The 14,248-nt window shown below is 70.4% G+C and carries 14 protein-coding genes; 6 read left to right on the plus strand and 8 right to left on the minus strand.

The window, feature by feature from the left end:
- Positions 1-150: 150 nt before the first annotated feature.
- Positions 151-1,899, minus strand: a complete 1,749-nt coding sequence (locus tag ACZ63D_RS29860) for a pyruvate dehydrogenase (RefSeq protein ID WP_465357690.1) — start codon at positions 1,897-1,899, stop codon at positions 151-153.
- Positions 1,900-2,026: 127 nt separating this feature from the next.
- Here ACZ63D_RS29860 and ACZ63D_RS29865 point away from each other — a divergent pair, with 127 nt between their 5' ends.
- Positions 2,027-2,773: an SRPBCC family protein gene (locus ACZ63D_RS29865; RefSeq protein WP_465357691.1), complete on the plus strand. Its 747-nt coding sequence runs from the start codon at positions 2,027-2,029 to the stop codon at positions 2,771-2,773.
- A gap of 2 nt (positions 2,774-2,775) precedes the next feature.
- Here the strand turns inward: ACZ63D_RS29865 and ACZ63D_RS29870 are convergent, their stop codons facing one another.
- The 3 genes from ACZ63D_RS29870 to ACZ63D_RS29880 form a co-directional block, all read right to left on the minus strand.
- Positions 2,776-3,144, minus strand: a complete 369-nt coding sequence (locus ACZ63D_RS29870; protein ID WP_465357692.1) for an SPW repeat protein — start codon at positions 3,142-3,144, stop codon at positions 2,776-2,778.
- A 60-nt stretch (positions 3,145-3,204) separates the two neighbouring features.
- Positions 3,205-3,552 (minus strand): STAS domain-containing protein, encoded by a 348-nt coding sequence (locus ACZ63D_RS29875; protein WP_465357693.1) that lies wholly within the window; start codon positions 3,550-3,552, stop codon positions 3,205-3,207.
- Between the two features lie 76 nt (positions 3,553-3,628).
- Positions 3,629-4,327, minus strand: a complete 699-nt coding sequence (locus ACZ63D_RS29880; protein WP_465357694.1) for a DJ-1/PfpI family protein — start codon at positions 4,325-4,327, stop codon at positions 3,629-3,631.
- 98 nt (positions 4,328-4,425) lie between these two features.
- Here ACZ63D_RS29880 and ACZ63D_RS29885 point away from each other — a divergent pair, with 98 nt between their 5' ends.
- The 3 genes from ACZ63D_RS29885 (at position 4,426) to ACZ63D_RS29895 (ending at position 7,567) form a co-directional block, all read left to right on the plus strand.
- Positions 4,426-5,403, plus strand: coding sequence for a GlxA family transcriptional regulator (locus ACZ63D_RS29885; protein ID WP_465357695.1), 978 nt, complete (start codon positions 4,426-4,428; stop codon positions 5,401-5,403).
- A gap of 68 nt (positions 5,404-5,471) precedes the next feature.
- On the plus strand, positions 5,472-7,226 hold the full coding sequence (locus tag ACZ63D_RS29890; protein WP_465357696.1) for a YibE/F family protein: 1,755 nt from the start codon (positions 5,472-5,474) through the stop codon (positions 7,224-7,226).
- Between the two features lie 80 nt (positions 7,227-7,306).
- Positions 7,307-7,567 carry a hypothetical protein gene (locus ACZ63D_RS29895; RefSeq protein ID WP_465357697.1) on the plus strand — a complete coding sequence of 87 codons (261 nt, stop codon included), beginning with the start codon at positions 7,307-7,309 and terminating at the stop codon, positions 7,565-7,567.
- Positions 7,568-7,632: 65 nt separating this feature from the next.
- Here the strand turns inward: ACZ63D_RS29895 and ACZ63D_RS29900 are convergent, their stop codons facing one another.
- Positions 7,633-8,238, minus strand: a complete 606-nt coding sequence (locus ACZ63D_RS29900) for a hypothetical protein (RefSeq protein WP_465357698.1) — start codon at positions 8,236-8,238, stop codon at positions 7,633-7,635.
- The gene (locus ACZ63D_RS29905) at positions 8,235-8,816 is read right to left on the minus strand and encodes an MBL fold metallo-hydrolase (protein ID WP_465357699.1); all 582 of its coding nucleotides are present in this window, start codon (positions 8,814-8,816) and stop codon (positions 8,235-8,237) included. Before ACZ63D_RS29905 ends, ACZ63D_RS29900 begins: the two co-directional genes overlap by 4 nt.
- Positions 8,817-8,951: 135 nt before the next feature.
- Here ACZ63D_RS29905 and ACZ63D_RS29910 point away from each other — a divergent pair, with 135 nt between their 5' ends.
- Positions 8,952-9,836, plus strand: coding sequence for a peptidylprolyl isomerase (locus ACZ63D_RS29910; RefSeq protein WP_465357700.1), 885 nt, complete (start codon positions 8,952-8,954; stop codon positions 9,834-9,836).
- A gap of 1 nt (position 9,837) precedes the next feature.
- Positions 9,838-10,623 (plus strand): aminotransferase class IV, encoded by a 786-nt coding sequence (locus ACZ63D_RS29915; protein WP_465357701.1) that lies wholly within the window; start codon positions 9,838-9,840, stop codon positions 10,621-10,623.
- Positions 10,624-10,722: 99 nt separating this feature from the next.
- On the opposite strand, the gene ACZ63D_RS29920 is transcribed toward ACZ63D_RS29915, so the two are convergent.
- Together ACZ63D_RS29920 and ACZ63D_RS29925 are read right to left on the minus strand one after the other, a co-directional pair.
- A complete protein-coding gene (locus ACZ63D_RS29920) occupies positions 10,723-11,502 on the minus strand; it encodes an enoyl-CoA hydratase/isomerase family protein (protein WP_465357702.1) in 780 nt (259 codons plus the stop codon).
- 112 nt (positions 11,503-11,614) lie between these two features.
- Positions 11,615-14,005, minus strand: a complete 2,391-nt coding sequence (locus ACZ63D_RS29925; RefSeq protein WP_465357703.1) for a RelA/SpoT family protein — start codon at positions 14,003-14,005, stop codon at positions 11,615-11,617.
- Between the last annotated feature and the right edge of the window lie 243 nt (positions 14,006-14,248).

The raw sequence follows: 14,248 nt of genomic DNA on the forward strand, positions 1-14,248 counted from the left end.
AACCTTCCCCTTAGGTGCGGGGGGGGTTGCAAGTCCGTCTTCCCCGCTTGAACAACCACCCCCGAACCGTCAGCACAATTAGCTTCGGGGTGCCCCAAAAAGAACGACGCGCAATGTCGCCCCCAGGGCGACGAGCCGAGGCGTCACCCCTCAAAGCCGAGGAATATTCCGCAAATTAGACTTAGCCAACTCCAGCATCTTCCCCACTCCCCCACTCAACACCGTCTTGCTGGCCGCCAACGCAAACCCCTTGACCTGCGCAGCAGTAATACTCGGCGGAATAGACAACGCATTGGGATCCGTCACCACATCCAAAACAGCCGGCCCGTCATGCGCCAGCACCTCCCGAATCCCCTCCCGAACCTCCCCAGGCTTCTCCACCCGCCGCGCATACAACCCAGCCGCCCGGGCAATCCCCGCGAAATCCACCTGATCGTGGTCGGTCCCGAACTCCGGCAGCCCGTCCACGAGCATCTCCAGCTTCACCATCCCCAGCGAAGAGTTGTTGAACACCACCGCCTTGACCGGCAACGCATGCGTCTTGAGCGTCAGCAACTCCCCCATCAACATGGCGAGCCCACCGTCCCCGCACATCGCCACGACCTGCCGCCCAGGCTCCGCGGCCTGCGCCCCAATCGCGTGCGGCAACGCATTGGCCATGCTCCCGTGCACGAACGACCCCAGAATCCGCCGCCGCCCATTAGGCGTGACATACCGGGCCGCCCACACATTGCACATCCCAGTGTCCACAGTGAACACCGCGTCCTCAGCGGCTTCCTCGTCCAGCACATCCGCCACATACTCCGGATGCAACGGAATATGCCGGGAAACCTCAGTCGTGTAAGCGTCGACCACCCGCTGCAACCCACGCTCGTGCTTGCGCAACATCGCATGCAAGAACGCCCGGTCACTACGCTCCCGCAACCGAGGCAGCACCGCCCGGATCGTCGCCCCGACATCCCCCTGCACCCCGAACTCGAGCACCGACCGCCGCCCCATCCGAGCCGGATCGATGTCCACCTGCACGGTATTCCGCTGCGGCAGGAAGTTGTCGTAGGGAAAGTCCGTCCCCAGCAACAACACCAGATCAGCCTCGTGCATAGCGTCGTAACAGGCGCCATACCCGAGCAATCCGCTCATCCCCACGTCGAACGGATTGTCGTACTGCACGAACTCCTTGCCCCGCAACGAATGCCCCACCGGCGCCCCCACCGCGGACGCGAGCGCGAGCACCTCGTCGTGCGCGTCCCGGCATCCCGCGCCGGCCATGATCATCACCTTCTCCGCCCGATCGATCCGATCGGCCAGACGAGCGATGTCCGCCTCCGCGGGCACCACGGCGGGCGGGCTCCCCAGCGACGCCGACTCCCCGGTCGCGTGCGCGGCGGGCTCATGCGACACATCCCCGGGCAGCACCAGCACCGCCGCCCCACGACGGCCGACCGCGTTCTGCACCGCGATCCGCGCCAGCCGCGGCATCTGCTCGGGAGAACTCACCATCTCGCAGTAATGCGAGCACTCGGCGAACAGCTGCTGCGGATGCGTCTCCTGAAAGAACCCGGTCCCGATCTGCGTCGACGGGATGTGCGAAGCGAGCGCGAGCACCGGCGCTCCCGAGCGGTGCGCGTCGTAAACCCCTTGCAGCAAATGCAGATTGCCTGGTCCGCAGCTGCCCGCGCATACCGCGAGCCTCCCGGTGAGCTGCGCCTCGGCCGCGGCGGCGAACGCGCCGGCTTCCTCGTTGCGCACGTGCACCCAGTCGATCCCGCCGCGTGCCGAGCCTCCGGTGCGGCGCACCGCGTCCACCACCGGGTTGAGGCTGTCGCCCACCACCCCGTAGATCCGGTGCACCCCGGATTGCACCAGAACGTCGATCAACTGGTCGGCCACGGTTGCCATGCGTCTGCGTCCCTTCGTGAGAGTCCCCTTCGCAGTCTGGCAGCGATCACGAGAACCGCCACCGCATTGACAAGTATTGTTGTCAATGACACGGTGACTACGACCGACCCAAGGAGGAACGCCGCCCATGCCCCGCGAGTTCGAGGTGCGCAAAGAGGTTCAGCTGCCCGCGGGCCCCGAGGCCGTCTGGGAGGCGGTCGCGACCGGGCCGGGCATCGATTCGTGGTTCATGGGCCGCCACGAGGTCGACGCCGAGGCCAAGCGGATCCGGTTCAGCCTCGGCGGAATGCGCAGCGAGGCGGAGATCACCGCGTGGGACCCGCCGCGCCGGTTCGCCTACCGCGGAGACGCTGCCGAGGACGGCACTTTCGACGCGATGGAGTTCCTGGTGGAAGCGGCCGAGGGCGGCACGTCTGTGCTCCGGTTCATGCACCGCGGCTTCGTCCAGGACGACTGGGACGACGAGTACCACGAGTCTTTCGCCGTCGGCTGGGACATGTACCTGCACACGCTCGCCCAACTGCTCGCCCATTTCCCCGGCCGCTTCGCGACATACGTGACCGCCGACGGCCCGGCCGCGTCGGCGAACCGGGATGCGTGGCCGAAGCTGCTGGCAGCCCTCGGGCTGCCCGCTGACCCGTCAGCCGGACAGGCCGTCCAATTCACCGTCGACAACAAAGTGATCGAGGGCGTCCTCGACTACTCGACCCCGAACTACGCCGGAGTCCGCACCGAGGACGCCCTCTACCGGTTCCACGAACGGTCCTTGCTCGGCATGCCGGTCGCGGTGGGACATCACCTGTTCCGCCCGGGCCTCGACGAGACCGCCGAAGGCGCGACCTGGAGCCGCTGGCTCGCCGACGCGCTCAGCTGACGTCAGCGACGGCGCAGCAGCAGCGCCGCCCCGCTGGCCGCCACGACGATCCCGGCGATCACGTTGCCGGTCACCGCGCCAGTCGACGGCACCGTTTCGTCGCCGTACCGGAGCAAGAACGGAGACACCGCCGCCCACACCCCAAGCACCGGCAGCACCCAGGTCAATGCCTGCGCACCGGAATCCCGGGCTCGCATGGCGGCGAAAACGACGATCGCCAGCCCGGCGACGGTATTGCTCACCGCGAGTTCGGCGGCCCCGCCGAAGCGCAGCAGCCAGGGCGCGGCGATCAGGTACAACCCGGCCAGCACAGCGAGGCCCGCTGCGCCTCCGGAGACCGCGGTCTTGCCGGACATCGTGCTGGTGGACATCTCGATCACCTCAGCAGATCTCGGTTCCACCTCTCGGGTACCCAGATTCCGGCCAGGGATTCACGCCCCGGCGGCCGAGCAGGCCTCGCGCAGGCGGCTGCGCACCGGCGCCTTGATCCCGGAGACCGCGAAGGCGCGCAGCACGAGCGGCCCGGTCGCCACGATCGAAAGGGCCGGCCGGACGCGGCTCGTCTCCTCGATGGCGCGCAGCCCGGCGCAGCTGAGATAGCCGACTCGCGACAGGTCCACCACCAGTTTTCCGCCCGCTGCGGAGGCGGCGGCGGACAGCGCGGAGCGGAACTGACCCACGGACGCGATGTCGATCTCGCCCGCCGCCGTGACCAGCACGATGTCGCCGTCTCTGCGACTGGTGAAGACGGTCAAACCGGCAGCCCCGCGAGCACCCATTGGCGAAACGGTACGCGTCCGCGCGGCCACGGCAAACCGTCCTGACTCAGCCGGGTGGGGTCGCTTCGCCCGCCCGTCACAGCTGGGCCAGAAGCTTTTCGCGCAGCTCCGGCTGATCGGCGAGCCCCTCCCGGACCGCGTGGTCGACGAACGGCCGCATCCGCTCCCGCGGCGCGAGCGCCCAGTCGAGCGGTCCGAGCGGCGGCTGCGGGTCGTATTCGACGGCGAACTGGACGAGCCGCGCGGCGTCCGCTCCGCTGATCCGCTCGACCAGGTGCAACGCCAGGTCGATGCCCGCCGACACCCCGCCGGCGGTGATCACCGGGCCGCTGTCGGCCCAGCGCTGCCGGACCGGCTTGGCTCCGAACGCGCGCAGGGCGTCGAGGAAGGTCCAGTGCGTGGTCGCTTCCCGGCCTTCGAGCAGCCCGGCTTGGCCGAGCAGCAGCGAACCGGTGCACACGGACGTCATCAGTTCGGCGGACGTCGCGGCGTGGCGGAGATAGCCGATGAGCGTCTCGTCGCCGAGCGCGCGCAGCGTCGGGGCACCGCCGCCGGGGACCAGCACCCAGGACGGATCGGGAACCTGGTCGAAGGTGTGGCTCGGCGCGATCCGCAGCGGCGTATCGGTGTCGGTGGTGTCCAGGGTTTCGCCCACGACCGCCACGCGGACCGAGGGCTCGGCCGCCGCGAAGGAGGCGAGCACCTGCAGCGGGCCGACCAGGTCCAAGACCGTCAATCCGGGGTACACGACGAAGGCGAACGTTTTCTGGGTCATGCCGCCACCCTCCCGCGGGCGCGGGCGGGCCGGGACACGCGTGTCCGAAATCCTGCGAACCCGGTTCATCCGGCCGGTCGAGCTGCTACGGTGCGGCCATGCCGAGTACCGCCCGGCAGGTCGTGATCCTCGGGTACCCCGACGCCGAACTGCTCGACATCGCCTGCGTGTCCGACGTTTTCGACGCCGCCACCCGGCTCGGCGCGGCCCGGCCGTACGAGGTCCGGCTCGCCACCGTCGACGGGCTGCCGTTCGCCTGCCAGTCCGGGCTCACCCTCTCCCCGCACGTCCGGATCGACCAGGTCCGCGGCCCGCTGGACACTTTCGTCGTCGCCGGCGGGCTCGGCCACCAGACCGCCGCCGACGACGAACGGCTGCTCGCGCACGTGCGGCGGCTGTCGCAGCTGAGCAGGCGCACGGCGTCGGTGTGCACCGGGGCGACCGTGCTCGCCGCCGCCGGGCTGCTGAGCGGCCGGCGCGCCACCACGCACTGGTCGCACGCGGCGCGGCTCGCCGAGCAGTACCCCTCGGTGACCGTGGACCCGGTGCCGCTTTTCGTGCGCCACGGCGACGTCTACACCTCCGCAGGAGTCACCAGCGGGCTCGACCTCACCCTCGCCTTCGTCGAGGAGGACCACGGCCCGACGCTCGCCCGCGAGGCCGCCCGCTCGCTGGTCACCTACCTGCAGCGGCCCGGGAACCAGGCGCAGGTGAGCATGTTCCTCGCCGGTCCGCCGCCGGAGCACCGCCAGGTCCGCGACCTCACCGCGTACGTCGCCGAACACCTCGCCGACGACCTCGGCGCCCACGTGCTGGCGAACCAGGCAGGCATCAGCACCCGCCAGCTCACCCGGCTGTTCGACGCCCATCTCGGCACCACCCCGGGCAAATACGTCCGGACGGTGCGCGCGGAACACGCCGCCCGGCTGCTGTCCGGCACCGACCTCCCGCTCACCGCGATCGCGCGACGCTGCGGTTTCGGCTCCACGGAGACGCTCCGGCAAGCGTTTCTGGACCATTTCGACACGCCGCCGTCGGCTTACCGGCGCGTGCATCTGCGTTCTGCGCACGCCTGAACGAAACGCCGGATACGCCCGCCTCGTCCCCCACCCGGTACGGGTGAACCGCGAGCCGGGAGGGCAGGATGTCCGCCGTGGCACCGCACGACTACCCCGATCAGGACCCCGACGACACCGGCCCGCTCCCGCGCGTGCCGGGCGAACCCGGGTCCCCGTCCGTGCCACCTCCGGCTTCTCCCGCCCCGCCGCCGCGCGCCCGGCCGGACGCTCCGCGCCGCGCGCGCCGCCCCGAACCCGGGCGATCCGCCGAGCCCGGGCGACCGGCTGAGCGTTCCGGCAATCCCGGGCGCACCGGCGAACCAGTCCGGCGAGCCGAACGGCCCGGCGAACCCCAGCGTCCGCGCGCCGCCTCGCCGCGACCCGGCGCTCCCCGCTCCGCGCAACCCGGCGCACCGCGTTCCGCCGATTCCCGCGGCACGCACTCCGGCGACCTCCGCAGCGGTGCCCAATCCGGCGAGCTGCGGCTTCCCCGCCGCCCCGGCGACACCCCGCCGCCCCGCCGCCGTCCCCCGGCCCGGCCTCCACAGTCCGAAAAGGACAGTCCCAAACCCGCCGCCGCCAACGAAACTCCGCCGCCTGCCGGACATGGACACGGTCATGGGCACGGCCACGGCCCGGCCGCCCCGGCGTCGCAGCGAGTCCGGAAGCTCCTTGTCTGGCTTCTCGCCCCGCTGGCCGTGGCCACCGTCGTCGGCATGATCGTGCTGTACCCATGGGGCAGTTCGCTGCCGAAGAGCGCGGTCCCGCAGGGCACCCCGGTCCAGGCGGCGATCACGACCGCGACGTCCGGCCCGTGCCTGCAGCCCGGCCAGGTCCAGGTCGGCTCGCAGCCGGACCCGAACGCGAAACCCTGCCTGACCGTCGACCTGCTGATGTCCGACGGCCCCGCGGCCGGGAAACCAGTGCGGCTGACCGTCCCGATCGAGCCGAGCACGCCGCGCTTCACCGCGGGCGACAAGGTCGTGCTCGCCTACAACGGCGGCAATCCGCTCGATCCGCAGTCGTTCACGCTCGTCGATTTCCAGCGCGGCACGCCGCTGGTGCTGCTCGCCGCGCTGTTCGCGATCGCCGTGCTCGTGCTGGGCCGCTGGCAGGGGCTGGCCGCGCTGGTCGCGCTGGTGCTGAGCTTCGTGGTGATCGTGCTGTTCGTGCTGCCCGCGATCCTCGCCGGGGAGAACCCGCTGGTGGTGGCGATCGCCGGGGCGGGCGCGATCATGTTCCTCGCGCTCTATCTGACGCACGGGCTGTCCGCGAGAACCTCGGTCGCCGTGCTGGGAACCCTGGTCAGCCTGGCGCTGATCGGGATCCTGTCGGCGATCTTCTCCGCCGCCGCGTCGCTCACCGGCCTCGACGACAGCACCACGACGCTGATCGCCTCGCTCGGCCACGGCATCGACGCGCGCGGCCTGCTGCTGGCCGGGGTCGTGATCGGCGCGCTGGGCGTGCTCGACGACGTGACGATCACCCAGACCAGCGCGGTGTGGGAACTGCGGCGCGCGAACCCGTCGCTGAGCTGGCGGGAGCTGTACAGCTCGGGCCTGCGGATCGGCCGCGACCACGTCGGCTCCGCGGTGAACACGCTGGTGATGGCCTACGCCGGGGCCGCGCTGCCGGTGATGCTCTACTCCGCGATCTCGGGCGTCGGCCTCGGCTCGCTGCTCGGCAGCGAGGACATCGCGGCGGAGATCATCCGGACCCTGGCCGGTTCCGTCGGCATCGTCGCCGCGGTACCCGTGACCACCGTGCTGGCCGCGCTGATCGCCGCCCGCGAGCCGGTGGAACACCTCACAGGCACCACCAATCCCGTGGAATCACACTAGCCACACCCCGGCTGACCCGGTCGGGCGCGGACGGCGCGGATGAGGTACGAAGACCGCGACCCCGCACCCGAGGAGGGGCTGTGTTCTCAGCCGTCCTGGCCGGACCCCGAGTCACCGTGCACCTGATCCGCCGCCTAATCGCGTCGGTGCTGGAAGCGGCCGAGACCGTCCCGCGCATCGCCACCGCCCTGGACGAGGTCCGCGCGACGCTGCGCCACCTGGAACGCCTTCTCGCCTACGTCGCCGAAGAACTCCCCGAACTGACCGACCAGCTCGACCGCATCCGCGCCCGCGTAGACGGCCTGGAAGAACGCACCCGCGAACCCGCCGGACGCGAGTAAGCCCGGAACAGCCGCCCCGACCTTGACCGAACCGGCGGGATCGCGCCGGCGGAGCCGAGGGCGATTCAGTCCAGCGTCGCCACGAACCGGCTGACCGCCTCCATCGGAAACCGCTGCAGATACTTCCCCGCCGGAGCCGCCGAAGCCAGCCGGTACAACGGCCGCTCCGGCACCGCTTCCCCGCGCGCCTCCGCACGCAATTCCGCCACCAGCAGCTCCGAAAACACCAGCCCGTTCGCCTCGGTGTTGTTCAGCACCGCGTCCGCCAGCCGCCGCAGCTGCAGCGCCCCCAGCTCCCGTCCGCCGGTCCCGGAGAACACCGCCAGGTCGAGTTTCACCGCGCGCCGCCGCTGTCCCGCGTTCACCAGCAGCGCCACCGTGCGCGTCCCGCGGACGTCGCTGATCACCACGTCCAGCCGCGGCGCTTCCAGCAGCGTCGTGCCTTCCAGCCAGATCCGGCGGCGATAGGCGTAGAGCACCACGTAAATCAGCGGCAGCGCGACCACCGCCGCCACGATCAGCCCGGTCAGCTGCCCGCCGATCAGCCCGGCGATGCCGCCGAACGCGGCGGCGAGGATGAGCACGCCGAAGACGCCCGACCACGCGCGGCGGCGGCGCGGCTTCGGCTCGTCGGCGAACAGCGGCAGGCGTTCCGCCGGTTTCCCGGTCACTGCGCGGCTCCCGGCACGAAGGGGTTTGCGGCGCGCTCGCGGCCGATGGTCGTCGCCGGGCCGTGTCCGGGCAGCACGACGGTGTCGTCGGCGAGCGTGAGCAATGTGCGCAACGAATTCTCCAGTTCGGAGCCGGATCCGCCGGTGCGCCCGACCGATCCGGCGAAAAGCGTGTCCCCGGTGAACACCAGCCTGCCACCCTCGCCGGTTCCGGCGGTGAACCCCACCGAACCCGGCGTGTGCCCGGGCAGCGGGAGCACGCCGACGGTCAGCCCGGCCGCCTCGATCTCTCCCGGGAGCGGTTCGTACGTCCCGTCGTACCATTCCGCGTCGCCCGGATGCAGCAGGACCGTTGCGCCGTAAGCCCTCGACAGCTCGGCGGCGGCGCCGACGTGGTCCGGATGGCCGTGCGTGGCGAGCAGCGCGACCGGCGTCAGGCGGTGCTCCGCGAGCGCCTCGGCCACCGGCCCGGCCGCGCCCTCGCCCGGGTCGACGACGAGGCACGGCCCGCCGGCGGCGGGAGCCAGCAGATAGCAATTCGAGCGCAGCGGACCCGCGGCGAACCCGGCGACGAGCACCGAACCCTCCTCCCGGAAGCGGCCTTGATCACGACCCGGTGAAGACTAGCCGCCCCTGTACGGAGTCCTCACAGGCTGTGCCCATACACTGCCGCTACCTCAAACGTGTGACTTCGAGCGGAAACTGGAGGGCGGGTGGCGACCAACCAGCAGCGCCGAGAAGCCGCAAAGCGCAAACTCGAGCGCCAGCTCGTGCGCCGGGCGGAACAGGCGAAGCGACGCAAGATCGTGGGCGCTGGAGTGGTCGGCGGTGCGGTCCTCATCGTCGCCGGTCTCGTGGTGTGGATCGTGAACAGCGGCGGCAGCGGCGGCGACCAGCAGGCCGCGACGCCGCCGTCGAGCTCCGCGCCGCCGGTCCCGAGCGTCACGAACATCCCCACCGAGCGCACCGCGCTCCCCAAGCGCCCCAAGGCGCTGCCGAACCCGACGACGTGCTCGTACCCGGCCGACCCGAGCGGCAAGCCGCCGTCGGGGAAGAAGGCCACCGCGCCGGACGGCAAGAACGTGTCCTCGTCGGGCACGGTGAACATCACGATGAAGACCACCCAGGGCGACATCCCGATGACGCTCGACCGCGCGCTCGCGCCGTGCACCGTCCAGGCGTTCGAGAGCCTCGCGAAGCAGGGCTTCTTCACCGACACGATCTGCCACCGCCTCGGCGTCACCGACCTGCAGATGCTGCAGTGCGGCGACCCGGACGCGAAGGGCGACGTGATGACCGACGGCCGCGGCGGCCCGGGCTTCACCGTGCCGGACGAGTTCATCGACACCGCCAAGTACGGCCGCGGCATCCTCGCGATGGCCAACACCGGCCAGCCCAACAGCGGCGGCAGCCAGTTCTTCATGGTCTACGGCAACGCCCCGCTGCAGCCGCAGTACACGATCTTCGGCAGCATCTCCGACGAGGGCCTCAAGGTGCTCGACAAGATCGCGAAGAACGGCATCGGCGCGATCGGCCAGGACGGTTCGACCGGCGAGCCCAAGCAGCAGGTCAAGTTCACCGCCGTCACAGTTTCCTGACGTGACAGTGCGAGTCGAGATCGGCGGCGCCGCTCCGGGCGCCGCCGATCTCGTCGCCGCGGCGACCAGCTACGGCCACTTCACCGCGATGCAGGTGCGCGACGGGCGTGTGCGCGGCCTCCGCTACCACCTCGACCGGCTCGCCGCGAACACCCGGGAGGTGTTCGGCAGCGAGCTGGACACCGACCTGGTCCGCGGCTACGTCCGGCGGCTCGTGGCCGGGCAGGGCGCGCTGTCGGTGCGGGTGATCATTTTCTCGCGATCGTCGCCGCACGACCCGGCGATGACGCCTGAGATCCTGGTGCGCACCGCGCCGCCCAGCGAGCATGTCGCGACGCCGATCAGGCTGCGATCCGTTGCCTACCAACGGGATCTGCCGCACGTGAAGCATCTCGGCGGCTTCGGTCTCACGCACCATTCGCGCGCCGCCGCCCTCGCCGGTTATGACGACGCCGTGTTCCTCGCCGCCGACGGCCGGATCAGCGAGGCGACGATCTGGAACGTCGGCTTCCTGCGCGACGGGACGATCGTGTGGCCGGAAGCCGAGGTGCTGCCCGGGATCACGTACCTGGTGCTCGAAGAACAGCTTCGCGCGGCCGGGATTCCGCAGGAGACGCGTCCGGTGTACCCGGCGGAACTGCCGGAATTCGACGCGATGTTCCTGACCAACTCCGCGACGATCGGCCGCCCGGTCGCCTCGGTCGACGACGTGCGGCTGCGCACCTCTCCCCTGGCGACGAAGCTGCTGACGGAAGCTTACGAAGCCGCGCCCTGGGACGAAATCTGACGCAGCGTCCAGGCCCGCGGCGCTCGCCCCGGACACAGGCCTCGACGCAAGATGTTGTCCCGCAACACTTTTCCCGCTGCCGAGGCTGGGCGGGATCCGTCAGCGGTAGGTGAACTCTGGCGCACGCCGGTTCAGGAACGCGTCCACGCCCTCCGCGTAGTCCTCGCCGTGCAGCGCGGCGAGCCGGATCTGCTCCACCTCGTCGTCGGTCTTCTCCTGCCCCGCAACGATTTTCTCGATGATCCGGTTCATCCCGCGAATCGAAGCCTGCGACCGTGCGCACAGCGTCCCGGCGAAGCGCGCCGTCGCGGATTCCAAGTCGGCGGCCGGGAAAACGTCGTTGACCAGGCCGATCTCGCGCGCCCGGGTCGCGTCGACCAGTTCGCCGGACAGCAGGAAATACTTGGCGTGCGCCGGGCCGACCAGGGACACCAGCTGCCGCGTCGAGGCGAAGTGGTAGACGATGCCGAGTTTGGCCGGGGTGATGCCGAACCGCGCGTCGTCCGCGGCGAAGCGGAAATCGCAGGCGACCGAGATCTGGCAGCCGCCGCCGATGCAGTTGCCCTGGACCATCGCGATCGTCGGCTTGCGCATCGCGGTCAGCGCCGCCACCGCGCTGTCCACCGCCTCGTCGTACTTCGCGGCGGCCTCGGCGGTCGACCGCAGCTCGCGGAACTCGCCGATGTCCGCGCCCGCGGAGAAGTGCCGCCCGGCCCCGGTCAGCACGAGGACTTTCAGCTCGGGATCGGCCTCGACCTCGGCCGCCAGGTCCGGGATCGCCGCCCACATGCCGCGGGTGATCGCGTTCATCTTCTCCGGGCGGGAGAAGGTCAGCCGGGCCACGGCACCGTCGCGGGTGAACTCGAGTCCGTCCGTCATGACCAGCACCCTAATGCGCCCTCGCCGCGATCCCGCTGTGGGACAGATCACCGCCGCGCGCGAAGTGTCCGAAGTAGACAGTCCGGACCGGACTTCCCGCCGCCGGCCGCGGCTAGGAAGCCGACGTCACCCGGTACACGTCGTACACGCCCTCGACCCCGCGCACGACCTTGAGCACGTGCCCGAGGTGCTTCGGATCGCCCATCTCGAACGAGAACCGGCTCACCGCCACCCGGTCCCGCGAGGTCGTCACCGAGGCCGACAGGATGTTCACCTTCTCGTCGGCGAGCACCTTCGTGACGTCCGACAGCAGCCGGTGCCGGTCGAGCGCCTCGACCTGGATCGCCACCAGGAACACCGAGGACGACGACGGCGCCCATTCCACCTCGACCAGCCGCTCCGGCTGGGTCCGCAGGTCGTCGGCGTTCGTGCAGTCCGTGCGGTGCACACTCACCCCGCCGCCGCGCGTCACGAAACCGAGGATCTCGTCGCCCGGCACCGGCGTGCAGCAGCGCGCCAGCTTCGCCCAGACGTCGCTGGCTCCCTTGACGATGACGCCGACGTCGTTCGAGCCGCGGCGGCGCGTGACCGTGGACGGCGTGGCCCGTTCGGCCAGCTCCTCCTCGGCCTCCTCGACCCCGCCGATCAGCGCGACCAGCCGCTGCACCACGTGCTTCGCGCTGGTGTGGCCCTCGCCGACGGCCGCGTACAGCGACGAAATGTCGCCATGCCGCAATTCGGTGGCGACCGAGCCCATCGATTCCGCCGACACGAGCCGCTGGATCGGCAGCCCGACCTTGCGGATCTCCTTGGTGATCGCTTCCTTGCCCGCGTCGATCGCCTCGTCGCGGCGCTCCTTCGCGAACCACTGCCGGATCTTCGCGCGCGCCTTCGGCGAACCGGCGAACTGCAGCCAGTCGCGGCTCGGCCCGGCGCTTTCCGCCTTGGACGTGAAGATCTCGACGACCTCGCCGTTTTCGAGCTTCCGCTCGAGCGCGACCAGCCGGCCGTTCACGCGCGCGCCGATGCAGCGGTGGCCGACCTCGGTGTGCACCGCGTACGCGAAGTCCACCGGCGTCGAATCCGCGGGCAGCGTGATGACGTCGCCCTTCGGCGTGAACACGAAGATCTCGCGCGCGGCCAGTTCGTAGCGCAGCGATTCGAGGAAGTCGCCCGGGTCCGCGGCTTCGCGCTGCCAGTCGAGCAGCTGCCGCATCCACGCGATCTCGTCCAGCTCCATGGCGTTGTTGCTGGCGTGCGTGCCCTTGGTTTCCTTGTACCGCCAGTGCGCGGCGATGCCGTACTCGGCGGTGCGGTGCATGTCGTAGGTGCGGATCTGCACCTCGAGCGGCTTGCCGTCCGGCCCGATCACCGTGGTGTGCAGCGACTGGTACACGCCGAACCGCGGCTGCGCGATGTAGTCCTTGAACCGCCCGGGAACCGGCTGCCACAGCGCGTGCACCACGCCCATCGCGGCGTAGCAGTCCCGCACGTCCTCGACCAGGATCCGCACGCCCACCAGGTCGTGGATGTCGTCCAGGTCGCGGCCGCGGACGATCATCTTCTGGTGGATCGAGTAGTAGTGCTTCGGCCGCCCCTCGACCTTCGCGGTGATCCGCGACGACACCAGGTTGTTCGTCAGGTCCGCGATCACCTTGCGCAGGTAGGTGTCGCGCGAGGGCGCGCGGTCGGCGACCAGCCGCACGATCTCGTCGTACTTCTTCGGCTGCAGGATCGCGAACGCGAGGTCTTCCAGCTCCCACTTCACCGTGGCCATGCCGAGCCGGTGCGCCAGCGGGGCGAGCACCTCGAGCGTCTCGCGCGCCTTGCGGGCCTGCTTTTCCGGCGGCAGGAACCGCATCGTGCGCATGTTGTGCAGCCGGTCGGCGAGCTTGATGACCAGGACGCGGGGGTCCTTCGCCATCGCGATCACCATTTTGCGGATCGTCTCCGCTTCGGCCGAGGTGCCGAGCTTGACCTTGTCCAGCTTGGTGACGCCGTCGACCAGTTCACCGACCTTCTCGCCGAAGTCCGCTTTCAGCTGGTCCAGCGAATAGCCGGTGTCTTCCACCGTGTCGTGCAGGAGTGCCGCGACGAGGGTGGTGGTGTCCATGCCCAGTTCGGCCAGGATGGTGGCTACCGCGAGGGGGTGGGTGATGTACGGGTCGCCGGATTTGCGGCGTTGTTCGCGGTGGAGTTCTTCGGCTACGTCGTAGGCGCGCTGGAGCTGGCCCAGGTCGGAGTTCGGGTGGAGTTCCCGGTGGATGACGGCCAGGGGTTCGAGGACCTGTTTGACCGGGGCGGCGCGCTGGGCGGTGATGCGCCGGGCCAGGCGCGCGCGGACGCGGCGGGTCGCGGAGGGGTTGGGCGCGGCTCCGTTGGGCCGGGTCCCGGTGTCCGCGGCGGTGGCGCCGCTCTTGGCGGGGGGCGCACCGCCTTTGGTCGCACCGGCTTTGGTCGCACCGCCTTTGGCGGGGACGTTGGCGTCGAGCTCTTGGCTCACCCGCACCTCCAGCTGCTTCGTGCGGCCTCGAACCTTCAGGGTAACCGGTTGGTCTTCCGGGAGGTTTGGTGACGTGCTGTTTCGGGGGGTTGCTCGTCGCCTGGCGGCGACACTGCGCCCGGGGTGGTTGCGTGGGGCACCCCGAAGCTTGAGTGTGCTGACGGTTCGGGGGTGGTTGTCAAGGCGGGAAAGATGCCTTGACAACCACCCCCAAACCCCAAGGGAAGGTTCGTCCTGGGGTGT

Source organism: Amycolatopsis sp. NPDC104775 (assembly GCF_055583325.1).